At 65.7% G+C, this 20,925-nt stretch carries 23 protein-coding genes; 13 read left to right on the top strand and 10 right to left on the bottom strand.

Annotation, left to right across the window (positions count from 1 at the left end):
- Positions 1 to 68: 68 nt before the first annotated feature.
- A complete protein-coding gene (kynU, locus tag CFP68_RS12495) occupies positions 69 to 1,262 on the top strand; it encodes a kynureninase (protein ID WP_099827266.1) in 1,194 nt (397 codons plus the stop codon).
- 77 nt (positions 1,263 to 1,339) lie between these two features.
- On the opposite strand, the gene CFP68_RS12490 is transcribed toward kynU, so the two are convergent.
- From CFP68_RS12490 to CFP68_RS12475, 4 genes are all read right to left on the bottom strand, one after another.
- On the bottom strand, positions 1,340 to 1,864 hold the full coding sequence (locus CFP68_RS12490; RefSeq protein WP_158234168.1) for a sulfotransferase family 2 domain-containing protein: 525 nt from the start codon (positions 1,862 to 1,864) through the stop codon (positions 1,340 to 1,342).
- 262 nt (positions 1,865 to 2,126) lie between these two features.
- The gene (locus tag CFP68_RS12485) at positions 2,127 to 2,906 is read right to left on the bottom strand and encodes a gamma-glutamyl-gamma-aminobutyrate hydrolase family protein (RefSeq protein WP_099827361.1); all 780 of its coding nucleotides are present in this window, start codon (positions 2,904 to 2,906) and stop codon (positions 2,127 to 2,129) included.
- A 96-nt stretch (positions 2,907 to 3,002) separates the two neighbouring features.
- A complete protein-coding gene (locus CFP68_RS12480; RefSeq protein WP_099827264.1) occupies positions 3,003 to 3,179 on the bottom strand; it encodes a DUF2256 domain-containing protein in 177 nt (58 codons plus the stop codon).
- 11 nt (positions 3,180 to 3,190) lie between these two features.
- Positions 3,191 to 3,394, bottom strand: a complete 204-nt coding sequence (locus tag CFP68_RS12475) for a hypothetical protein (protein WP_099827360.1) — start codon at positions 3,392 to 3,394, stop codon at positions 3,191 to 3,193.
- A 147-nt stretch (positions 3,395 to 3,541) separates the two neighbouring features.
- Between CFP68_RS12475 and pepN the strand changes: the two genes are divergently transcribed.
- The 3 genes from pepN (at position 3,542) to CFP68_RS12460 (ending at position 7,803) form a co-directional block, all read left to right on the top strand.
- Complete coding sequence (gene pepN, locus CFP68_RS12470; RefSeq protein ID WP_099827263.1) at positions 3,542 to 6,094, top strand: aminopeptidase N; 2,553 nt, start codon at positions 3,542 to 3,544, stop codon at positions 6,092 to 6,094.
- A 102-nt stretch (positions 6,095 to 6,196) separates the two neighbouring features.
- Positions 6,197 to 6,757, top strand: a complete 561-nt coding sequence (locus tag CFP68_RS12465; protein ID WP_099827262.1) for a type 1 glutamine amidotransferase domain-containing protein — start codon at positions 6,197 to 6,199, stop codon at positions 6,755 to 6,757.
- Between the two features lie 170 nt (positions 6,758 to 6,927).
- Positions 6,928 to 7,803: a lysophospholipid acyltransferase family protein gene (locus CFP68_RS12460; protein WP_099827261.1), complete on the top strand. Its 876-nt coding sequence runs from the start codon at positions 6,928 to 6,930 to the stop codon at positions 7,801 to 7,803.
- Here the strand turns inward: CFP68_RS12460 and CFP68_RS12455 are convergent.
- On the bottom strand, positions 7,789 to 8,580 hold the full coding sequence (locus CFP68_RS12455; protein WP_099827260.1) for a transglycosylase SLT domain-containing protein: 792 nt from the start codon (positions 8,578 to 8,580) through the stop codon (positions 7,789 to 7,791). The genes CFP68_RS12460 and CFP68_RS12455 overlap by 15 nt on opposite strands.
- Before the next feature lie 157 nt (positions 8,581 to 8,737).
- Here CFP68_RS12455 and CFP68_RS12450 point away from each other — a divergent pair, with 157 nt between their 5' ends.
- Positions 8,738 to 9,553 (top strand): enoyl-CoA hydratase, encoded by an 816-nt coding sequence (locus tag CFP68_RS12450; protein WP_099827259.1) that lies wholly within the window; start codon positions 8,738 to 8,740, stop codon positions 9,551 to 9,553.
- A 61-nt stretch (positions 9,554 to 9,614) separates the two neighbouring features.
- Here CFP68_RS12450 and yghU read toward each other — a convergent pair whose 3' ends face one another.
- The 5 genes from yghU to CFP68_RS12425 all read right to left on the bottom strand — a co-directional run bounded on the left by yghU (position 9,615) and on the right by CFP68_RS12425 (position 13,439).
- Entirely contained in the window at positions 9,615 to 10,487 is an 873-nt protein-coding gene (gene yghU / locus CFP68_RS12445) for a glutathione-dependent disulfide-bond oxidoreductase (protein WP_099827258.1), read from the bottom strand.
- Positions 10,488 to 10,753: 266 nt separating this feature from the next.
- Positions 10,754 to 11,302: a lipocalin family protein gene (locus CFP68_RS12440; RefSeq protein ID WP_099827257.1), complete on the bottom strand. Its 549-nt coding sequence runs from the start codon at positions 11,300 to 11,302 to the stop codon at positions 10,754 to 10,756.
- A complete protein-coding gene (locus CFP68_RS12435) occupies positions 11,299 to 11,643 on the bottom strand; it encodes a hypothetical protein (RefSeq protein ID WP_099827256.1) in 345 nt (114 codons plus the stop codon). The genes CFP68_RS12440 and CFP68_RS12435 overlap by 4 nt, the downstream gene beginning before the upstream one ends.
- Positions 11,640 to 12,290, bottom strand: a complete 651-nt coding sequence (locus CFP68_RS12430; RefSeq protein WP_099827359.1) for an SGNH/GDSL hydrolase family protein — start codon at positions 12,288 to 12,290, stop codon at positions 11,640 to 11,642. The genes CFP68_RS12435 and CFP68_RS12430 overlap by 4 nt, the downstream gene beginning before the upstream one ends.
- A 153-nt stretch (positions 12,291 to 12,443) precedes the next feature.
- Entirely contained in the window at positions 12,444 to 13,439 is a 996-nt protein-coding gene (locus tag CFP68_RS12425; RefSeq protein WP_099827255.1) for an LLM class flavin-dependent oxidoreductase, read from the bottom strand.
- 258 nt (positions 13,440 to 13,697) lie between these two features.
- On the opposite strand from CFP68_RS12425, the gene CFP68_RS12420 reads away from it, so the two are divergent.
- The 8 genes from CFP68_RS12420 (at position 13,698) to CFP68_RS12385 (ending at position 20,923) form a co-directional block, all read left to right on the top strand.
- Positions 13,698 to 14,561, top strand: coding sequence for a branched-chain amino acid aminotransferase (locus tag CFP68_RS12420; protein WP_099827254.1), 864 nt, complete (start codon positions 13,698 to 13,700; stop codon positions 14,559 to 14,561).
- A gap of 97 nt (positions 14,562 to 14,658) precedes the next feature.
- The gene (locus tag CFP68_RS12415) at positions 14,659 to 15,114 is read left to right on the top strand and encodes a universal stress protein (protein WP_099827253.1); all 456 of its coding nucleotides are present in this window, start codon (positions 14,659 to 14,661) and stop codon (positions 15,112 to 15,114) included.
- A 155-nt stretch (positions 15,115 to 15,269) separates the two neighbouring features.
- Positions 15,270 to 15,833: a NifU family protein gene (locus CFP68_RS12410; protein ID WP_099827252.1), complete on the top strand. Its 564-nt coding sequence runs from the start codon at positions 15,270 to 15,272 to the stop codon at positions 15,831 to 15,833.
- A gap of 99 nt (positions 15,834 to 15,932) precedes the next feature.
- A complete protein-coding gene (gene tsaB / locus CFP68_RS12405) occupies positions 15,933 to 16,568 on the top strand; it encodes a tRNA (adenosine(37)-N6)-threonylcarbamoyltransferase complex dimerization subunit type 1 TsaB (protein WP_241524069.1) in 636 nt (211 codons plus the stop codon).
- Positions 16,565 to 17,005 carry a GNAT family N-acetyltransferase gene (locus CFP68_RS12400; protein WP_099827250.1) on the top strand — a complete coding sequence of 147 codons (441 nt, stop codon included), beginning with the start codon at positions 16,565 to 16,567 and terminating at the stop codon, positions 17,003 to 17,005. The genes tsaB and CFP68_RS12400 overlap by 4 nt, the downstream gene beginning before the upstream one ends.
- A gap of 186 nt (positions 17,006 to 17,191) precedes the next feature.
- Positions 17,192 to 18,187 carry a BMP family lipoprotein gene (locus CFP68_RS12395; protein WP_099827249.1) on the top strand — a complete coding sequence of 332 codons (996 nt, stop codon included), beginning with the start codon at positions 17,192 to 17,194 and terminating at the stop codon, positions 18,185 to 18,187.
- A gap of 8 nt (positions 18,188 to 18,195) precedes the next feature.
- Positions 18,196 to 19,818: an ABC transporter ATP-binding protein gene (locus tag CFP68_RS12390; RefSeq protein ID WP_099827358.1), complete on the top strand. Its 1,623-nt coding sequence runs from the start codon at positions 18,196 to 18,198 to the stop codon at positions 19,816 to 19,818.
- 1 nt (position 19,819) lies between these two features.
- Positions 19,820 to 20,923: an ABC transporter permease gene (locus CFP68_RS12385; RefSeq protein WP_099827248.1), complete on the top strand. Its 1,104-nt coding sequence runs from the start codon at positions 19,820 to 19,822 to the stop codon at positions 20,921 to 20,923.
- Positions 20,924 to 20,925 lie beyond the last annotated feature (2 nt).

Below are 20,925 nucleotides of genomic sequence, written 5' to 3'. Positions count from 1 at the left end.
CAAGAGCGCTTGCCCGCGTCGCCGTGATCCGCCACCCTGAAGACCAAACCCGCCAACGGAGAGCGACCTTGACCGATTTCAACGCCACCCGCGCCCAGTTTCAACTGCCCGAGGGGATCATCTATCTTGACGGCAACTCCTTGGGGCCACTGCCGAAATCCGCGCCGGATCGGGTCGCGAAAATGATGACCGACGAATGGGGCAAGATGCTGATCACCGGGTGGAATCGCGCCGGATGGATGGCCGCGCCGGCGAAGATGGGTGATCGCGTCGCCCGCTTGATTGGCGCGGCCGAGGGCACCGTGGTCCTGGGCGACACGCTGTCGATCAAGGTCTACCAGGCGTTGGCCGCGGCGCTGGCATTGCGCCCCGACCGCCGGGTGATCGTGTCGGACAGCGGCAACTTCCCGACCGATCTCTACATGGCCGGCGGGCTGATCGACACCCTGGGGCAGGATCACCGCCTGGTAACGCCGGCGCCCCAGGATGTGCATGACGCGATTACCGATGATGTCGCCGTCGTGATGCTGACACAGGTGGATTACCGCACCGGCCGATTGCACGACATGGCGACGATCACCCGTCGCGCCCACGAGGTCGGCGCGCTGATGATCTGGGATCTGGCCCATTCCGCCGGTGCCCTGCCCATCGACCTGACGGGCTGCGACGCAGACTTCGCCGTGGGATGCACCTACAAGTACCTCAATTCCGGCCCCGGCGGGCCTGCTTTCATCTATGCCGCGCCGCGCCATGCCGACGACATGAAGCCCGCGCTGGCGGGATGGTTGGGCCATGCCGCGCCCTTCGCGTTCGATCCGGACTACCGGCCGGGTGTCGGAATCGAGCGGATGCGCGTCGGCACGCCGCCGATCATCCAGATGGCGGCGCTGGACGCCGCGCTGGACATCTGGGAGGGCGTCGACATGCAAGACCTGCGCGCCCGGTCGATCGAATTGTCCGAAGCCTTCATCGCCGGGGTCGAGGCCGCCTGCCCCGATCTGACGCTGGCCTCGCCCCGCGATCCCCACGGCCGCGGCAGCCAGGTGTCGTTCTCGCACCCCGAGGGGTATGCCATCATGCAGGCGCTGATCGCGCGTGGCGTGATCGGTGATTTCCGCGCGCCCGACATCCTGCGCTTCGGCTTCACCCCGCTCTATACCTCGCCGCAGGACGTGACCGATGCCGTCGCGCATGTGAAAGCGGTGATGGATGATCGGCTGTGGGACCGGCCGGAATACAAGACCCGTGCCGCGGTGACATAGCTTACCCGGGTTCAGAAGGGCCGTGCCGCAAGCAATGGTGGATGCCACGCGTTCGAGCCGTGGCATCCACCGGTTTTCTAAAGGTAATTTCCGAACGCTTCATAGTCGGCGTGATAAAAGGATTCCATCTTCGCCAACTGCGCCGGACTCAGATCTTCCTTCCTGAACTTGCGCCCGCCCGTCTGATGGCGGCCGATCGTCAGCGCGGCGCCCACATGTTCACCGACATCCGCCACGAAATCATCGACATCGCCTATTTTATACACCTTGGAAAAGTATGACGGATCGTCACCGACAAAGTCGACCATCGGCCGCATGTGGTGATGGATCGGCCCGCTGGCGCCGTAATACTCTTCGAACCTGTCGATGAAGAGATCGAGATCGGGATTATGTTCAAGACCCCGGTTCTTGAATTTCGGGCCGGTTTTCCGGGGTGAGAGTTCCCGGTGGTGGATAACACGGTTGCCATAGGCCGAAAGAAACCGCTCGACCGGATCACGCACCACGGTCACACGGTGGAAATCCGCGATGCGCTTGTGTGGAATGACGTCCCAAAGGCTGGATCTGTAATACTCGTGGATATGCCTTTTGCGGCCGTTCACGATATATCCCTTGAACGGAAATCCGTTCTCGAGCTCAAAAAAACATGAGCTTGATCGACGTGCACGCAACCTTGGGTATGGGTGCGTAGAACAGGGAAAATTTATCGAGCATTACACTCATCTCGTTCCTCTATGTTGTAACGGTTCGACCCCGCGGCCGCGGATTACGGGCTGGCTAGGCCACATGCGCCAAGGCCAATCCAACCTGCGCTGCCCCCGGGGACGCTTGGGCGAGCGCGCGTGGGAACGAAACGCGCCTCCCTTACGCCACCTTTGACACCGGCGTGGCCTGTCCCGCTTCGGCCCAGGCGCGCAGGGCGTCGCCGAAGGCGGTGAACAGCGGGCGCGAGACGGGATCGTTGGCGGCATTCCACTCGGGGTGCCATTGCACCGACAGGGTGAAGCCGGGGGCGCCGTCGATATAGATCGCCTCGGGCGTGCCGTCGGGGGCGTGGCCGTCGATCACGACACGCTTGCCGGGGGTGCGGATGCCCTGTCCGTGCAGCGTGTTCGTCATCACCGATTGCGCGCCCATCAGGCGGTGGAACGGCCCGCCCTCGGAAAAGCTGACGGCGTGGCGCAGCTCGAACTTCTCTTCCAGCGTGCCGTCGGGCGGCATCCGGTGGTTCATGCGCCCCGGCAGGTCGCGGATCTCGGGCCAGAGCGATCCGCCCATGGCGACGTTGACCTCCTGGAAACCGCGGCAGATGCCCAGAAACGGCTGGCCCCGTTCGACCAACGCCCGGATCAGCGGCAGCGCCACGGCATCCCGGGCGCGGTCGAACGTGCCATAAGCCGGCGTCGGATCCTCGCCGTATTCTTCGGGATGGACGTTGGGACGCCCGCCGGTGAACAGGAAGCCGTCGCAGGTATCCATCAGATCATGAACGTCGACGAACCGGGGATCCGCCGGAATCAGCAGCGGCAGCGCGCCGGACACCACCGCCACCGCCTCGGTGTTCATCATGCCGCCGCCGTGCACTTCGTAGGAGTTTTCGATCAGGTGATGATTGCCGATGATGCCGACGACGGGACGGGTCATTTCGCTGCCTTCATGTGTGCTTGTGCATCTTATATCGCCGCGGCGTTGGCGGGGGAAGAACGAACCCGCGGCAAAGCCGGCGAAACCGGCCAAGGCTTACCTTGCCATCGCCGGCCGGTCACCGCGTGGCGTGCGCGCGGCACCCCGGCACCGTTGCGAGCAGTAGATCACGTTGTCCCAATCGCGCGCCCATTTCTTGCGCCACGCGAAAGGGCGCCCGCAATGCGGGCACACCTTGGTGGGCAGATCGCGCTTGGCGGTGCCGCGCGGCATCGCGCGTGTCCTCAGTTCGCCGGCGTTTCCTCGACTTCGCCGGTGCGGCCATCGACCTCGGCGCCGGCTTCGTCGGGGCTGTCGCCCTGGGCGAAGATGTAGACGATGAAAATGACCAGGATGACGGCGGCGAAAACCGCAACGCCCTTCATGCCCCACAGGGCCGGGCGGTGCTTTTTTTCCTGTTCTTCGATGTTGGTCTTGGGTGCGGACATCGTGACCTCCTTGTTTGCGGCGCAGATGAACCTGTCGCCGGTATTCATTGAACTGACGGCGGCATTGAAGCCTTGGGGATTGCGCCCTACCGTGCCGCCGGACAGCTTTGCTTGCCAATTCACCTAGCTTAACCTGAAAGACCGTCCATGAAAGATTCCGCCCCGGTGGCCATTCAGTTGGCAGATTATCGCCCGTTCTCGCATCTGATCGACTCGGTTCACCTGACGTTCCGGCTGGATCCCGCCGCGACGCGCGTTCTGTCGCGGATCGCCTTTCGCCCCAATCCCGCGGCCACGCCCGGTGATCGGTTGCGACTGGATGGCGAGGGTCTGACGCTGATCTCGGCGGCGATCGACGGCGTCGCGGTGTCGCCCGAGATCGACGATACGGGCCTGACCGTCGACGTGCCCGAGGGTGCTTTCATCTGGGAGGCCGAGGTCGAGATCGCACCGGCCACCAACACCGCGCTGGAAGGGCTGTACATGTCGGGCGGCATGTATTGCACCCAGTGCGAGGCCGAGGGCTTTCGCAAGATCACGTTCTATCCCGACCGCCCCGACGTGATGGCCCCTTTCGAGGTGCGCATCGAAGGCGACATGCCGGTGCTGTTGTCCAACGGCAACCCCGGCGCGACCGCCAACGGCGTCGCCGAGTGGAGCGATCCGTGGCCGAAACCCGCCTATCTGTTTGCGCTGGTGGCCGGTGATCTGGTCGCCCATTCCGACCGCTTCACCACCTGCGAGGGGCGCGAGGTGGCGCTGAACATCTGGGTGCGCCCGGGCGACGAGGACAAATGCGCCTATGCCATGGACGCCCTGAAACGCAGCATGAAATGGGACGAGGACGTTTACGGCCGAGCCTATGACCTGTCGGTGTTCAACATCGTCGCGGTCGATGATTTCAACATGGGGGCGATGGAAAACAAGGGGTTGAACATCTTCAACTCGAAATACGTGCTGGCCAGCCCGGAAACCGCGACCGACCGCGATTTCGAACTGATCGAAGGCATCATCGCCCACGAGTATTTCCACAACTGGACCGGCAACCGCATCACCTGTCGCGACTGGTTCCAACTTTGCCTCAAGGAAGGGCTGACCGTGTTCCGCGATCAGCAGTTTTCCGGCGACATGCGCAGCGCCCCGGTCAAGCGGATCGAATCCGTGCTGGCCCTGCGCGGCCGCCAGTTCCGCGAGGACAACGGCCCGCTGGCTCATCCGGTGCGTCCCGAACGCTATGTCGAGATCAACAACTTCTATACCGCGACCGTCTATGAAAAGGGCGCCGAGGTGATCGGCATGCTGAAACGGATCGTCGGGGACGATGCCTATTACAAGGCGCTGAACCTGTATTTCGACCGCCACGACGGCCAGGCCTGCACGATCGAGGATTGGCTGAAGGTGTTCGAGGATGCCACCGGGCGCGACCTGACCCAGTTCAAACGCTGGTACACCCAACCGGGGACGCCGCGCCTCAAGGTCGAGGAGAGATTTGAAAACAACCGCCTGACCGTGACGCTGACGCAGAGCACGCCGCCCACGCCCGGCCATCAGGAAAAGCTGCCCCAGCTGATTCCCGTCGCGATCGGGTTTCTGCACCCCAAGGGGCACGAGATGCTGGAAACCAAGGTTCTGGAGATGGACAAGGTGCAGGAAACGGTGACCTTCGACACCCAGGGCACGCGCCCGGTGGCGTCGATCCTGCGCGGATTCTCCGCCCCGGTCATCGTCGAGCGCAACCTCACCGCGCAGCAACGCGCCTTCCTGCTGGCCCATGACACGGACCCCTTCAACAAGTGGGAGGCGGGCCGCGCCCTGGCCAAGGAGGTTCTGGTGGCGATGATCGCCGACAACCAGGCACCGCCGAGCGGGTTTCTCGACGGGTTGGAGGCCGTGTTGCGCGACGACACGCTGGACCCGGCGTTCCGCGCGCTGGTCCTGGCGCTGCCCGGCGAAGACGACATCGCGCAAACCCTGTTCGATGGCGGGCTGACCCCCGACCCCGACGCGATCCATGCCGCGCGCCGGCGTCTGTTGCTGACCCTCGCCGAACATCTGTCCGAGCCGCTGGCGATCACCTATGACGCGATGGCGGTGCCCGGCCCCTATTCGCCCGACGCGCATGCCGCTGGCCGGCGGGCGCTGCGCCTTGCGGCGCTGGGCCTGCTGGGCTGGATCGACGGCGGCGAGCGGGCGGCCAGCCAGTTTGCCGACGCCGACAACATGACCGAACAGGCGGGCGCGCTGGCGGCGCTGATGACCATCGGCGCGGGCGACGAACAGGCCGCGGCGTTCCAGCGCCAATGGTCCGGCGACCGGCTGGTGATGGACAAGTGGTTCATGATGCAGCCGCTTTACGCCGCGCCCGACCGTGCCGCACAGATGACCCGCGTCCTGAGCGAGCGGGCCGATTTCGACTGGAAGAACCCCAACCGGTTCCGCTCGCTCATCGGCGGGTTGGCGGGCAATCACGCCGGTCTGCACGCGGCATCGGGCGATGCCTATGCCCTGATCGCCGACTGGCTGATCCGGCTGGACCCGGTGAATCCGCAGACGACCGCACGGATGACGACGATCTTCGAAACCTGGCGGCGCTATGACGCCGACCGCCAGCAGATGATGCGCCGCGCGCTGGAACGGATCGCGAACCAACCGGGCCTGTCGCGCGACACCGGCGAAATGGTCGGCCGGATCCTGGGCTGATGGCGACAAAAAGGCACGTCCGATGGAACAGCGGGCGTGCCCTTTCCGTTGCTGATCCGACAGCGTCCCACGGGGACGCATCCGGAACACAAGGAATGAACAATGCCAGAGATTGCAAACGCCAAGATTCTGATCATGTCCACCAACGGTTTCGAGCAATCGGAGCTGGAAGTGCCGCGCGACAAGCTGGCCGCGGCGGGCGCCACGGTTCACGTCGCATCCCCCGATGGCAAGGACATCCGCGGCTGGGACGGCGGTGACTGGGGTGAAACGGCCAAGGTCGACATGGCGATTTCCGACGCCAATGTCAGCGATTACGATGCGCTGGTGCTCCCCGGCGGCCAGATCAACCCCGACATCCTGCGCACCGAACCCGACGCCGTGAACCGGGTGAAGGAGTTCGTGAAGGCCGGCAAGGTCGTCGCGGCCATTTGTCACGGTCCCTGGATGCTGATCGAGGCCGATGTGGTCAAGGGGCGCGAAATGACGTCGTATCCGTCGATCCGGACCGACCTGAAGAACGCCGGCGCCAACGTGGTGGACAAATCCGTCGCCGTCGACAACGGCATCATCACCAGCCGCAATCCCGATGATCTGAACGACTTCGTGGCCAAGATCATCGAAGAGGTCCAGGAAGGCCGTCACGAACGCCCCGCCGCCTGAGGCAGCGATTGACCGCTGATCGCATGCGCCCGGCCCCGTGCCGGGCGCATCGTCGTTACAGGGTGGTCAAAAACAACAGCGGCGGCCGATTTTCGTCACTTTGACGTGACGCGGAACAGATTCGATATTACCTGTCTTTACAAAAGACAGGTCAGTGTTCCGAGGACGCCATGAGACACCGGATCGATCCCCTGATCGCGGAGCGCGCGCCGTGGTTGTATCGGGACACGCAATTCGCGGCCACGGCGCGCCGCGGCCTGGAAACCCTTCTGGGATACGGCAAGACCGTCGAAATCGCCGAACGCCTGAAAGACCGTCCAACCCCCGAACTGATGTCGTTCATGGGGCGCCTGCTGGCCAAAAAGGTCTGCGTCTCGGGGCTTGAACATATCCCCCGCCACGGTCCAGCCCTGCTGGTGGCCAACCATCCCACGGGAATTGCCGACGGCATCATCCTGCATCATCTGATCGCGCGCCGCCGGCCCGACCTGTTCATCTATGCCAACTCCGACATCCTGCGGATCATGCCGCAAATGGACAGCCTCATCCTGCCGGTCGAATGGCGGCAGGACCGGCGATCGCTGACCAAAACCCGCGAAACCATGGCGCTGACCCGGCGGGCCATCGCCGACGGACGCATTGGGCTGATCTTTCCCTCGGGGCGCCTGGCCAAGCGGCGCGGCCTGAAACTGCATGAACGGCCCTGGATGACCAGCGCCGCGATGATTGCCCGCCGGTTCGATCTGCCGGTGATCCCGGTCAACATCCAGGCGCGCAATTCGGCCCTGTTCTATCTGTTCGACCTGATCCACCCGACATTGCGCGACATCACGCTGTTTCACGAGACGCTGAACAAGATGCGGCAACCCTATCGCGTCCGGATCGGCGATGCGATTTCGCCCACCGCGCTGCCGGTGCGGTCCGAAGACGGGATCGAGATGCTGCGACGCGCCACGCTGGCCCTGGGCGGTCGCCACGCGCCTGCCCTGTCGCTGATCGACAGCACCGCGCGCCCCCGCTGGATCCCGGTGTCAAAGCCGGTCTGACGCGGCGAAGTCACGGCCAGGTGGCGGCGACGGTGGCAAGACCTGCCGCCTTTCGGGATGCACCGGACGGATCCTGGCGATGGCCGACGCCTCGGCCGTGTTGCCCGACGCGCGCAACGCCGGTCGCGCCTTGGGTCGCGGGCTGGTCATGCGCTGGCAATAGCTCTGCGACCTCAGCCATTCGGCCATCTCGGCGCGCTTCCGGTCCGATCGCATGGGCCCCCAGTCGGCGGCGACACCGCTCCAGCGTGGCGTGCGGGCGTGGATCACACCGTCGCGCCGGACGGTGCGGGCCATGATGCGGATCGCACAGGACAGGTTGTCGGCCCCGGTCTTCAACGCAGCGCCCGACCGCGCGCGGCAGCCATATCCGCGCGCCGTCGCCGGAAGGATCTGCAACAGACCGAACCAGCGCCCGCCGCCCCCGACCGCCCCAGGCCGCCAGCGGCTTTCGTATTTCGCCAGGGCCGACAGAAACCCGACCCAGAACGCGCGCCGCTGCGCCGCATCGCCGGTGGCATAGCCGGGGCACCACTGCCCGATATCGCCCGGCACGGTATCGGCCAGGGGCGCGCCATGGCTTTTCAGGGCGGCCAGGGCGGCGCGGGTCCAGGCGGCGCCGCGCCCGTGATGATCCCATTGGGTTTCGGGGATCACGTCAACCAGCCCCGGCGGGCGCGGTTTCGGGCGCACCTCGGCGCGGATCGGCGCAACGGCAAGGGCCGCGATCAGGGCTGCCAGCCCGAAGTGATATGCCAGACGCCGACGCGGAACCATGGCCCCAGAATGTCGGCACCGGGATCGCGGGGCAAGCCTGTTCTGACCCATCGCACCAAGACGGCGGCGCGCCGCGCCAGGTCCATGGCCATGCGACTGGCATCGCGGCCGGTCCCGTATATACCGACAATGTGTTGGACAGGGATGGAGACGGACAATGGCGGACACGACGGCGGCACGCACCCACGATCTGGCGGACGGACGCATCGTCGTCACCGCGGGCGTGCCGGTGGGACGGATCCTGTTCAACCAGCCCGCAAAGCTGAACGCGATGTCGCTTGCGATGTGGGCGGGCTTGTCGGATGCCCTGGCGTTGCTGGGCGATGACGGTGCGGTGCGGGTCGTCGTGCTGTCGGGCGCCGGAGACCGGGCCTTCGTGTCAGGCGCCGACATCTCGGAATTCGGAGAGCAGCGATCGGGCGACGCCGCCGTCGCCGACTATAACCGCACCTCCGAGGCCGCCGAGCGCCAGCTTTGCGATTTCGCCAAACCCACCATCGCCATGATCCGGGGCGTCTGTGTCGGGGGCGGCATGGCGCTGGCGCTGGCCTGTGACCTGCGGATCTGCGCCGACGATGCGCGGTTGGGGATCACGGCGGGCAAGATGGGCCTCGGCTATGGCCTGGACGCGGTGACACGGCTGGTCGATACCGTCGGCCCGTCCGTCGCCGCCGAAGTGCTGTACACCGCGACGCTGTTCAACGCCGACCGGGCCCGCGCCATGGGGCTGGTCAACCACGTGGTGCCCGTGGATGCCTTGGGCGCAGAGGTCGAGGCACTGGCCGGCCGCATCGCCGCCAACGCCCCGTTGACGATCGCCGCGGCCAAGGCGGCGATCCGCGCGGCCCAAGCGGAAAACCCCGACCACGACCACGTGGCCCGCATGGTCGCCGCCTGTTACGCCAGCGCGGATTACATCGAAGGGCGCACTGCCTTCCTGGAAAAACGCCCGCCGGTGTTCAGGGGCCGCTAGGCCGGATCCCGCGGCGCCACAGGTCACGGGCCGGCCCGCACCGCGAACCGGCCGGCGACGATCACTCCGATCCGGCGATCTTGTCCTGGGTTTCGGTGTCGAAATCGGTGGCATCGTGGCGTTCGTGCAGTTGCCGCTCCAACGGGCCGCTGGTCTTGTTGACGATCTGCCCGCGCTGAACGGCCGGACGGGCGTCGATCTTCTTCGCCCAGGCCAGAACATGGGTATAGCTTTCGACGTCCAGAAACTCGGCTGCATCGTACTGCCGCCCGAGGACCAGCTGCCCGTACCACGCCCAGATCGCGATATCGGCGATGGTGTACTGGCCACCGGCCATCCACTCGTGATCGGCCAGATGCCGGTTCAGCACATCCAGCTGCCGCTTCGTTTCCATCGCGAAGCGGTTGATCGGGTATTCCATCTTGTAGGGGGCATAGGCATAGAAATGGCCGAAACCGCCCCCGAGGTAAGGCGCGCTGCCCATCTGCCACATTAGCCACGACAACATCTCGGCGCGGTGGTCGGCATCGGTCAGGAAGGCGCCGAACTTTTCCGCCAGATACAGCAGGATCGCACCGGATTCGAAGATCCGGGTGGGCGGTGTGGTCGAATGATCCATCATCGCGGGGATCTTGGAGTTCGGATTGATCGCGACGAAATCGCTGCCGAACTGGTCGCCCTCGCCGATGCGGATCAGCCAAGCGTCGTATTCCGCGCCCTCGATACCGGCCTCCAGCAATTCCTCCAGAAGCACCGTGACCTTGACCCCGTTCGGCGTCGCAAGAGAATACAGTTGCAGCGGATGGCGACCGACCTGAAGCTCCTCATCATGGGTCGCCCCGGCAATGGGCCGGTTCGTACTGGCAAACGTGCCGCCGGACTCGGTGTCCCAGGTCCAGACCTTCGGCGGTTGATAACTTTCAATATCGGACATCTGTCGTCTCTCCTTGCAAGCCCTGCAGAACCTATGCCGCGCATGCGCGAAGGCCAATGCGGAAATCGCGCGACGCGGTGACGCCATGCCCCTGACAGAGTTTCAACGCGCTGGCCACCCGGGCCCAACTTCTTGCCGACGGCACTACGCCCGCGCGGCGCGCTCCGATCCCCGTCGCATGCGCCTGTGCCCTGCCCGCAGTGAACCACAACACGATTCGCCCAACGCCGCCCCGTCCAAGCCACGCGAACCAGCATCACCGCGCTTCACGGGGCCGGCGGCACATGCACCATGCGCGACAGGTCATAGCCGTTGAAGGCCAGCACCTCGCGCGCCGCCGCCAGACGGTCGGGCGGAATCCGCACATCGCGGTTCAGGATCCATCCCGCCCTGCCGGACGGCATGCCGATCACGGCGGTGCGATACCCTTCGTCCACCCACAGCACCCAATACGGGGCATCGGTTGCGACCCCGTCCAGGTCCACCGACAACCGCCCCGGACCGACGACGCGCGCGCGCCCTTCGATCCGCCGGGCAACCCCTGCCGACGGCCCGTCGCCACAGGTGTTCACGATGTCGAACGTTCCGCCGGCCTGCAGCGTATACTCCGACCGCGCCCCGACACAGCCCGCCTGAAAGGCCACGGGATATCGCGCCACCTCGTACCACGTTCCGCCAAAGCGGCGCGGATCGAACAATGCGTTCGAGGCGATGGTGATGTCGCCGTCCCGATAAACGGCGGACCGGTCGGGGCTTTCCACCGGTTGCGCGGCGCAGGCGCCGAGCAGCAGCACGACACTCAGCGCGCGGATCATTCCACGCACAGCGTTGTCCGCGCCCCGAGGGCGTTCAGCACTTCGTTACAGCCGAAAATCGGCTTGATCGGGGCGCAGGTGCCCGAGCGCGCAAGGCAAAGGCCCTCGCAATCGGTGGCGGCGGTGCAGCGCCGGTTCGCATCGCGCGTTTCAAGGTAACAGACGAATCCACCGCCCTTGCGGCCTTCGGCCCAGCGCCCGTCACGTTTTTCGCAGGCCGCCTGCTGGTTCCGGATCATGTCGGGATCGTAGCCGCCCGGACCGATGCCGGGGGACTCGGGCTCTGGGGTGCAGGCCGCCAACAGCAGCAGGATCAGCCCGCCGGACACGGCCCGGATCATGCCAGCGGCCCCTTCTGCATCCGGGCATGGCGGTCGCGCACCGCTTCGGCCATGGCGGCGCCCAGCACCGCATGGGCGCGCACATCCAGGTGCACACCGTCCAGCGGATCGACCGAAACATGGGCGCCGGCATCGACGAACCCGCAACCGCGCCGCGCCGCCTCCTGCATCATGTGCACGAACAGACCGGCACCGCGCGTCTCGGCGCCCTGGAACACGTCGGCAAGACAGCCGACCTCGCGCACAGGTGCCGGGCAGACGACCATGATGTCGCCGGCGGCGGCGCTGTTGCGGACCTCCTCGATCAGCCGGCCCACCGATGTGGCGATATCGATGGCCGGCAGGTTGAACCGCATCTTCAGATCGTTGGTCCCCAACATCAGCACCACCAAGTCCAGCGGCGCGTGACTTTCGAGTATCGCGCGCAGCGGCGGCAGGCCGTTCTTGTGCTGGCCTTCCACAGGATCGGGATGCACGGTGGTGCGCCCGGGCAGCGCCTCGACGATCACGTCCCATTCGGCGCCCAGGGCGCGCTGCATCACCATGGGCCAGCGTTTGGCGGCAGTCATGCGTTGCCAGACGCCACGCTCGGCCATGGGCGGCGTCCCGTGTGAATTGCTGTCGCCATAGACAAGAATCGTCGGCATCGGGTCCGCCTCCATTGCAACGCGTCGATCAACGGTCGGCCATGGCCGATCCCGCCCGCGAAACGTCCGCGATTTCGCGCGGGGTGTCCACAGCGCGCGCGCAATTCCCTCGCGGCCCCGAACGGCCGGCGAGGCGATCAACAGCCGATGGCGTCAGGCCGCGTGGGTCTTGTTCCACCCCGACAGAACGTCGGCGGCAATCTCGAACGATCGCAGACGTGCCGCGTGGTCATGGATCTGGCCCGTCAGAATCACTTCGTCGGGCCGGTGGGCGGCAATCAACTCGGACAGTTTCGCGCGCACGCTGTCTGGCGATCCGGTGGCGGTGATCCGCAGGGCGTGGTTGACACCCTGCAACATCGGCGCGCCGATCGCGGCACCTATGTCCTCGACCGGACGCGGCAGTTTTCCGGGCTGGCCGGTCCGCAGGCGGGCAAAGGCCTGCTCCATCGAGGTGCGCAGGAACGCGCCTTCCGCATCGGTATCGGCGGCGAATACGTTGACCGCCAGCATTGCATGCGGCCGCCCCAGTTGCGCCGAAGGGCGGAAATGGCGGCGATATACCTCGAACGCCTGCTCCAGCGCGTCGGGTGCGAAATGCGACGCGAAGGCATAGGGCAGCCCCAAGTGCGCCGCCAGTTGCGCGCCATAAAGCGACGAGCCGAGGATCCAGACGGGCACATGGGTCCCCTCGCCCGGATGGGCGCGCACCGCCGCGCCCTCGCGCGGTTCGCCCAGATAGCCGATCAGATCGACCACATCCTGTGGGAAATCATCGCTGCCCGGCCGGCGGAACGCGCGCGCCACGGCCATGTCGCCGCCCGGCGCCCGCCCCAGCCCCAGGTCGATCCGCCCCGGATGGATCGTGGCCAGCGTGCCGAATTGTTCGGCTATGGCGATCGGCGCGTGATTGGGCAACATGATGCCTCCCGCCCCGACCCGGATCGTGCGGGTGGCATCGGCGATATGACCGATCAGGACCGACGTCGCCGCACTGGCGATGCCGGGCATGTTGTGATGCTCGGCCATCCAGTGGCGGTGATAGCCCCAGCTTTCGGCATGACGCGCCAGGTCGACGGAATTCGCGATCGCCCGCGCGGCGTTTTCGCCTTCGGGAACAGGCGAAAGATCGAGAACGGAATAATGCATGAGATATCTCCTTGAGAGACGATATGGGAACGACAGGACATCGTTTCAAATCCGCGTCGGACGCGCTTCGCGCGAGAGTATTTGAAGCAAGAAAAAGCCGGGACGCCCACGCCTTGAACGCGCGGTTTTTTCTTGCCGGAAATACTCCCGCCGGAGGCATCCCGGACCCGCGGCCTTGCGCGGCGGCCCGCAAGTCGTTCTGGACCCGACGTGCCCGGCATGGTCTAAAACCCGCGCGTCGTTTGAAAGGGAACCCCGATGGCCACAGGTATCAACATCCGCACATGGTTCGAGGGCGCGTGGCATGACGGCGACCTGCCCATCATGCGCGCGGCCGATCACGGCGCGTGGCTGGGCAGCACAGTGTTCGATGGTGCGCGCTGGGTGGACGGCGTGGCACCTGATCTCGAGGCCCATTGCGCACGGGTCAACCGCTCGGCCGAAGCGCTGATGCTGCGGCCGACCTGTTCGACCGGCGACATGGTCGATCTGGTGATGGAGGGGCTGGCCGCCTATCCCGCCGACGCCGCGGTTTACATCCGGCCGATGTATTGGGCGACCGAAGGTGACGCCAGCGCGATCGTGCCGCGCGCCGAGGGCACCGCGTTCTGCATCTGTCTCGAGCAGATCGCGATGCCGGACCCCGACGCCTCGGTCACGCTGGGACGCACCCAGTTCCGCCGCCCCGTTCTGGAAAGCAGCGTGGTCAACGCCAAGGCGGGATGCCTTTATCCCAACAACGCGCGGATGTTGCGCGAGGTGCGAAGCCGCGGCTTCGGCAACGCCCTGGTCGCCGACGCATTGGGCAACGTGGCGGAATCCGCCACGGCCAACGTGTTCATGGCGAAGGCCGGCGAGGTTTTCACCCCGATCGCCAACGGCACCTTCCTGGCCGGCATCACCCGCGCCCGCCATATCGCCAATCTGCGCGCCGACGGCGTGCGCGTCCACGAGACGGTGCTGGGGTTCGCCGATTTCGAGGCCGCCGACGAGGTGTTCCTGAGCGGCAACATGGCCAAGGTCACACCCGTCACGGGGTTCGAGGGCGTCTCCTACCCGGTGGGCCCAATCACCCTGCGGGCGCGCGCGCTCTATTGGGACTGGGCGCGCGCGGCCCGCTGATCCAGGCCGGTTCACCCTGCCATCGCCGTCCTTGCCAGATCTTCGAGGCTTCGGCATCATCGCCCCAGCGTGACCGGCCGCACTGACAGGAGCCCCCATGCGAAAGTTTCTTGTCGTTCTCGACGACACCCGTGAATGTCTCAACGCGATGCGCTTTGCCGCCATGCGCGCGGCAAAGACGGGCGGCGGCGTCCAGATCCTCGCCATCATCCCGCCCGAGGAGTTCAATCACTGGATCGGCGTCGGTGACATCATGCACCAGGAAGCGCGCGAGCGGATCGAGGTGCATTTCGAGGTTTTCGCAAAGTGGATGCGCGACCGCCAGGGGGTCGATCCCGAACTGGTGATCCGCGAGGGCGAGCCCGTGCCCGAAATCCTGGCACAGATCCGCGACGATCGCGAAATCGGCGTTCTGGTTTTGGGCGCCAGCGACGACAAGGGCGGGCCCGGCCCGATCGTCAGCCAACTGACCCGCAACATCGGAGAATTGGCCATCCCGATCACCATCGTTCCCGGCGATCTGAGCAAGGAACAGCTTGAGGCGGTGTCTTAGGTGGGTCTTCACCTTACGACCGGATCCAGCGTTGCGTGCGGAATGACATGGGTGCGCGGAGGGGCCCTTGCCCCGGCACCTTAGAATCGTTCCAGATCGTTGACATCCCGCGTCGTCGGGCGCATATCTGGTGCCTGACCGAAAGGGGGCCTTCCATGTTCATCCAGACCGAATCAACGCCGAACCCGGCGACGCTGAAGTTCCTTCCGGGGCAAACCGTGCTGGACGCGGGCACCGCAGATTTCCCGACGCCCGATGCCGGTGGAAAATCGCCGCTCGCGCAGCGGCTGTTCGCCGTCGATGGGGTGGCCGCCGTCTTCTTCGGGACCGATTTCATCACCGTGACCAAGAACGACGGCGTTGACTGGGAACACATCAAGCCGGCGCTTCTGGGTGCCATCATGGAACATTTCCAGTCGGGCGCCCCGGTGATGGAGGGCGAGGCCGACACCTCTGGCGGGCACGCGGCACACGACGGGCCGGACCATGAGATCGTGGGCCAGATCAAGGAGCTGCTGGACACGCGGGTGCGCCCGGCCGTGGCGCAGGATGGCGGCGATATCACGTTCCACGGGTTCGATCGCGGCGTCGTATACCTGCACATGCAGGGGGCCTGCGCCGGTTGTCCGTCTTCGACTCTGACCCTGAAAATGGGGATCGAGAACCTGCTGCGCCATTACATCCCCGAGGTCACCGAAGTGCGCCCCGTCACCGTCTGACGGTTCGCGATACCCCGGCATGGCGCCGCGCGTTGCGGGCCTGCCCCGGCATCGGGTATGGAGGCGTCTAAGCGATCCCTTTCCCACCGGCGGCCTTTCATGATCCTCGCGTTCGACACCTCGGGTGCCTATTGCTCAGCGGCCCTGTTTGCGGACGGGGCCGTCCTCGGGTCTGTCCACGAAGACATGAAGCGCGGTCAGGTCGAGCGGTTGATGCCGATGCTGGCCGAACTTCTGACGGCGCAGGGTATCGGATGGCATGATTTGACCCGGATCGCGGTCGGGACCGGCCCGGGCAATTTCACCGGCCTTCGGATTGCGGTGGCCGCGGCGCGGGGGTTGGCCTTGTCGCTGGACATTCCGGCCATCGGCGTCTCGACGCTGCAAGCGCAGGCGCTGGGGATTCCGGGCCGCGTTCTTTCGCTGGTCGCCGCCCCGCGCGACGCGTTCTGTGCCCAAGTTTTCGCCGAAGGCTACGCCGCGGCGCCCGGGTTTCATGACGCAGGTGCCCTGCCCGACGTTGCCGCGCCCTTTGTCTGCGTGGGTGCGCCCGCCCCCAGGGTGGCCGCCGCCCTGGGGGCGCCGTGGCGCGACCCGGCGTTTCCGTTGGTTGAGGCGATGGCGCGGATCGCGGCCGGGGCCGATCCGGTCACCGCACCCCGGCCCGCGCCGCTCTATCTGCGGCCCGCCGACGCCGCGCCGCCCCGTGATCCGGCACCCGTCATCCTGCCGTGACGCCCGATGCGCTGGCCCGTCTGCACGCCGCCGCCATGGACGGCGCGCGCCCGTGGAGCAGGGACGAATTTGCCGACCTTTTGCCCCGCCCCGAGACTGTTCTGGCCGCAACACCGCAGGCTTTTGCCCTGGGTCGCGTCCTGCTGGACGAGGCCGAGCTTCTGATGCTGGCCGTCGATCCCGCCTGTCGTCGGAACGGCCTGGGACGCCGGTGCCTTCACGATCTGCATGTGCAGGCCGTGGCCCGGGGTGCCGTGCGGATCTTTCTTGAGGTCGATGCCGAAAATGCCGCCGCGCGGGCGCTTTACGACGCGATGGGCTACGAGGTCTGCGGTCGGCGTCGGGGGTATTACGCGCATCCGGGTCGGCCAGCCAGCGATGCTATCGTCATGGCCTGCGCCCTGCCCCGCCTCGCTCGCTCGCCCTGCGCCGGGTGACACCACGTCATGCGGTCGAATACTGCGAAACGTTCCGTCGGCCGGGGTCTCGTGCCCCGAAAACGGGTTGACCGCCCCCGACCGCTGCGGCCTTATTCAGACGTGATGCGACACCGAAACAACCGCGATTCCGGGCCGGCGTTTTACGGCGCGCCCCAAAAACCGATACAACACGGGAGACGACCAATGACCCTCATGCAGAAACTTCTCGGTGCCACAACCGCGCTGGCCCTGTCCGCGGGCGCCGCTCTGGCCGAACCGGGCCTGATCATCGATCTTGGCGGCAAGTTCGACAAATCGTTCAACGAATCCGCCTATAACGGCGCCCAGCGTTGGGTGAAGGACACCGGCGGCGACTATATCGAAACCGAGCTGTCGTCCGAGGCGCAGCGCGAGCAGACCATGCGCCGGATGGCCGAACGCGGGGCAAACCCGATCATCGTCCTGGGCTTCGCCAATGCCTCGACCCTGGAAAAGGTCGCGCCGGATTATCCCGACACCAAGTTCGCGATCGTCGACATGGTGGTGGACCAGCCCAACGTGCAGTCGATCGTCTTCGCCGAGCACGAGGGATCGTATCTGGTCGGCATGCTGGCCGCCATGGCGTCGAAAACCGGCACCGTGTCGTTTGTCGGCGGCATGGACGTGCCCCTGATCCGCAAGTTCGCCTGTGGTTACGCCCAAGGCGCCAAGGCGGCCAATCCGGACATCACCGTGATCCAGAACATGACCGGCACCACCCCGGCCGCATGGAACGATCCGGTGAAGGGCGCCGAACTGACCAAGGCACAGATCAGCCAGGGATCCGACGTTGTGTTCGCCGCGGCGGGCGGCACCGGGGTCGGCGTGCTTCAGGCGGCAGCGGACGAGGGTGTCTATTCCATCGGCGTCGATTCGAACCAGAACTACATGCACCCCGGTTCGGTCCTGACCTCGATGACCAAGCGGGTCGATAACGCCGTCTATACCGTCTTCAACACCGCCGCCGACGGCGAACTGCCCACCGGGATCAACGCCCTCGGGCTTGAGAACAACGGTGTCGGTTACGCGGTCGACGAGAACAACAAGGACCTGATCACGCCCGAGATGACCGCCGCCGTCGAAGAGGCCAAGGAAAAGATCATCGCCGGCGAAATCGAGGTGCATGATTACACCACCGACGACAGCTGCCCGGTGATGTGAGCGCCGGCGTGACAGGGCACAGCGAAAGGGGGCGGCCCGCCGCCCCCGACGCCCCCGCGATCGAGTTGAAAGGCATCTCGAAGGCCTTCGGCACGGTGCAGGCGAACAAGGACATCTCGATCCGGGTCATGCCGGGCACGATCCATGGCATCATCGGCGAAAACGGCGCCGGGAAATCGACGCTGATGTCGATCCTGTATGGATTCTACAAGGCCGACGGGGGCGATATCTTCATCGCCGGACGCAAGACGGCCATCCCCGACAGCCAGGCGGCCATTGCCGCCGGCATCGGCATGGTGTTCCAGCATTTCAAGCTGGTCGAGAATTTCACGGTGCTGGAAAACGTCGTGCTGGGCGCGGAATCGGGCGCGCGGCTGACGCCATCGTTGTCGAAGGCGCGCAAGCTGCTGACCGAACTGGCCGCCGAATACGAATTGAACGTCGATCCCGATGCGCTGATCCAGGATCTGGGCGTGGGGATGCAGCAGCGCGTCGAGATCCTGAAGGCGCTGTATCGCCAGGCCGACATCCTGATCCTGGACGAACCCACCGGCGTTCTGACCCCCGCCGAGGCCGATCACCTGTTTCGCATCCTCGAAGGGCTGCGCGCGCAGGGCAAGACGATCATCCTGATCACCCACAAGCTGCGCGAGATCATGGAAATCACCGACACCGTGTCGGTCATGCGACGCGGCGAGATGACGGCGACGGTGAAGACTGCCGAAACGTCGCCCGAGGCGCTGGCCGAACTGATGGTCGGGCGCAAGGTGCTGCTTCGGGTCGACAAGGCCCCCGCCGCGCCGAAACAGATCGTGCTGGACGTCGAGAACCTGCGCGTAAAGGACGACAAGGGTGTGGAGCGGTTGAAATCCGTGTCGCTGAACGTGCGCGCCGGTGAAATCCTGGGCATCGCCGGCGTGGCGGGCAACGGCCAGTCTGAACTGTTGGACGTGCTGGGCGGCAGCCGCGAGGCCACCGGTCGCGTCACGTTGAACGGCACCGATCTGGACCTGACCGGCAAGCTGTCCGATGCCCGCACGCGGCGCGCGCGGGGTATTGCCCATGTCCCCGAGGATCGCCACCGCGAGGGTCTAATCCTGGACTTCCACGCCTGGGAAAACGTCGCCTTCGGCTATCACCACGATCCGAAATACAACCGCGGCTGGCTGATGGACAACGACGCGCTGCGCCGCGATACCGAGGAAAAGATCGCCAAGTTCGATGTGCGCCCGGCGGATTGCTGGCAGACGGCCAAGAATTTCAGCGGTGGCAACCAGCAGAAGATCGTCATCGCCCGCGAATTGGAGCGCAATCCCGACCTGTTGCTGGTCGGCCAGCCCACACGCGGTGTCGACATCGGCGCCATCGAATTCATCCACCAACAGATCGTGGCGTTGCGCGATGCCGGCAAGGCGATTCTGCTGGTGTCGGTCGAACTGGACGAGATCATGTCGCTGTCCGACCGCATCGCGGTGATGTTCGACGGCAGGATCATGGGCGAACGTTTGCCGTCCGAAACGACCGAACGCGAACTGGGGCTGTTGATGGCCGGAATTACGGATACGGATACCCCGCACACAGTGCAGGAGGTCGAGGCGAACCTGGCCGAACGCCACGGCAAGGTGCAATGACATGAGCCTTCCCAAGTGGGCCGACGTGGTCCTGATCCCGCTGATCAACCTGCTGCTGGCGCTGTTCGTGTCGGGGCTTGTCGTGCTGCTGATCGGCGAGGATCCGGTCAACGCCATGCAGATCATGGTCAAGGGCGCGGTCGGGTCGACCTATGGCTGGGGCTATACGTTGTTCTATGCCACCAACTTCATCTTTACCGGGTTGGCCGTGGCGGTGGCATTCCATGCCAAGCTGTTCAACATCGGCGGCGAAGGACAGGCGCAACTCGGCTCGCTCGGCGTCGCGCTGGTCTGCCTAGCGCTGCCTTGGCCGCACTGGGCGCTGGCATTGCCGTTCGCCATTGTCGGCGGGGCGCTGTTCGGCGCGGCCTGGGCGGCGATCCCCGCATATCTTCAGGCGCGGCGCGGATCGCACATCGTCATCACCACGATCATGTTCAACTTCATCGCCTCGGCGCTGTTGGTGTATCTTCTGGTGGGCGCACTGAAGGCGCCGGGCATGGCCCCCGAAAGCGCGCGGTTCCCCGAAGGCACGTTCCTGCCCAACGCCCGCGACATCTTTGCGCTGGTGGGGATCAAGTTCGCCCGCTCGCCGCTGAACGTGTCGTTCCTTCTGGGGCTGATCGCGTGTTTCCTGGTCTGGCTGCTGCTGTGGCGCACCCGGTTGGGATACGAAATCCGCGCCTATGGCCATTCAGAACCGGCCGCCCGCTATGCCGGGATCGCGCCGTTCCGCATCATCATGATCACGATGCTGATTTCCGGTGCATTGGCCGGGTTGATGGCCGTGAACGCGGTGATGGGCGAACAGCAGCGGCTGTTGCAGGACAACGTGCTGGGTGCCGGTTTCGTCGGGATCGCCGTGGCGCTGATGGGTCGGTCGCACCCGGTGGGTGTGCTGATCGCGGCGGTGCTGTTCGGCGCATTGTATCAGGGGGGCGCCGAGCTGGAGTTCGAAACCTCGGTCCCGCGCGAGATGGTTCTGGTGATTCAGGCGCTGGTGATCCTGTTCACCGGCGCGCTGGACAACATGGTGCGCGGCCCGGTCACCGGCGCCTTCCTGCATTTCGGCCGCAGGCGTCCGAAAATCGATCCGGCGGAGTAAGC

This window comes from Oceaniglobus indicus (assembly GCF_002751875.1).
GTDB classification, from domain to species: Bacteria; Pseudomonadota; Alphaproteobacteria; order Rhodobacterales; family Rhodobacteraceae; genus Oceaniglobus; species Oceaniglobus indicus.
Note: the sequence above shows the minus strand (reverse complement) of the source record. Positions and strands in the feature narration are given on the sequence as shown.

Bases quoted from the DNA above. Each gene is read 5' to 3' on its own strand.
- CFP68_RS12440 (WP_099827257.1), bottom strand. From the start codon at position 11,302: ATGATCCGCGCGCTGAGTGTCGTGCTGCTGCTCGGCGCCTGCGCCGCG.
- CFP68_RS12450 (WP_099827259.1), top strand. From the start codon at position 8,738: ATGGCGGACACGACGGCGGCACGCACCCACGATCTGGCGGACGGACGC.
- CFP68_RS12410 (WP_099827252.1), top strand. From the start codon at position 15,270: ATGTTCATCCAGACCGAATCAACGCCGAACCCGGCGACGCTGAAGTTC.
- CFP68_RS12455 (WP_099827260.1), bottom strand. From the start codon at position 8,580: ATGGTTCCGCGTCGGCGTCTGGCATATCACTTCGGGCTGGCAGCCCTG.
- CFP68_RS12425 (WP_099827255.1), bottom strand. From the start codon at position 13,439: ATGCATTATTCCGTTCTCGATCTTTCGCCTGTTCCCGAAGGCGAAAAC.
- CFP68_RS12480 (WP_099827264.1), bottom strand. From the start codon at position 3,179: ATGCCGCGCGGCACCGCCAAGCGCGATCTGCCCACCAAGGTGTGCCCG.
- CFP68_RS12420 (WP_099827254.1), top strand. From the start codon at position 13,698: ATGGCCACAGGTATCAACATCCGCACATGGTTCGAGGGCGCGTGGCAT.
- CFP68_RS12485 (WP_099827361.1), bottom strand. From the start codon at position 2,906: ATGACCCGTCCCGTCGTCGGCATCATCGGCAATCATCACCTGATCGAA.
- yghU (WP_099827258.1), bottom strand. From the start codon at position 10,487: ATGTCCGATATTGAAAGTTATCAACCGCCGAAGGTCTGGACCTGGGAC.
- CFP68_RS12385 (WP_099827248.1), top strand. From the start codon at position 19,820: ATGAGCCTTCCCAAGTGGGCCGACGTGGTCCTGATCCCGCTGATCAAC.
- CFP68_RS12460 (WP_099827261.1), top strand. From the start codon at position 6,928: ATGAGACACCGGATCGATCCCCTGATCGCGGAGCGCGCGCCGTGGTTG.
- CFP68_RS12430 (WP_099827359.1), bottom strand. From the start codon at position 12,290: ATGCCGACGATTCTTGTCTATGGCGACAGCAATTCACACGGGACGCCG.
- CFP68_RS12435 (WP_099827256.1), bottom strand. From the start codon at position 11,643: ATGATCCGGGCCGTGTCCGGCGGGCTGATCCTGCTGCTGTTGGCGGCC.
- CFP68_RS12465 (WP_099827262.1), top strand. From the start codon at position 6,197: ATGCCAGAGATTGCAAACGCCAAGATTCTGATCATGTCCACCAACGGT.
- pepN (WP_099827263.1), top strand. From the start codon at position 3,542: ATGAAAGATTCCGCCCCGGTGGCCATTCAGTTGGCAGATTATCGCCCG.
- CFP68_RS12395 (WP_099827249.1), top strand. From the start codon at position 17,192: ATGACCCTCATGCAGAAACTTCTCGGTGCCACAACCGCGCTGGCCCTG.
- CFP68_RS12415 (WP_099827253.1), top strand. From the start codon at position 14,659: ATGCGAAAGTTTCTTGTCGTTCTCGACGACACCCGTGAATGTCTCAAC.
- CFP68_RS12475 (WP_099827360.1), bottom strand. From the start codon at position 3,394: ATGTCCGCACCCAAGACCAACATCGAAGAACAGGAAAAAAAGCACCGC.
- tsaB (WP_241524069.1), top strand. From the start codon at position 15,933: ATGATCCTCGCGTTCGACACCTCGGGTGCCTATTGCTCAGCGGCCCTG.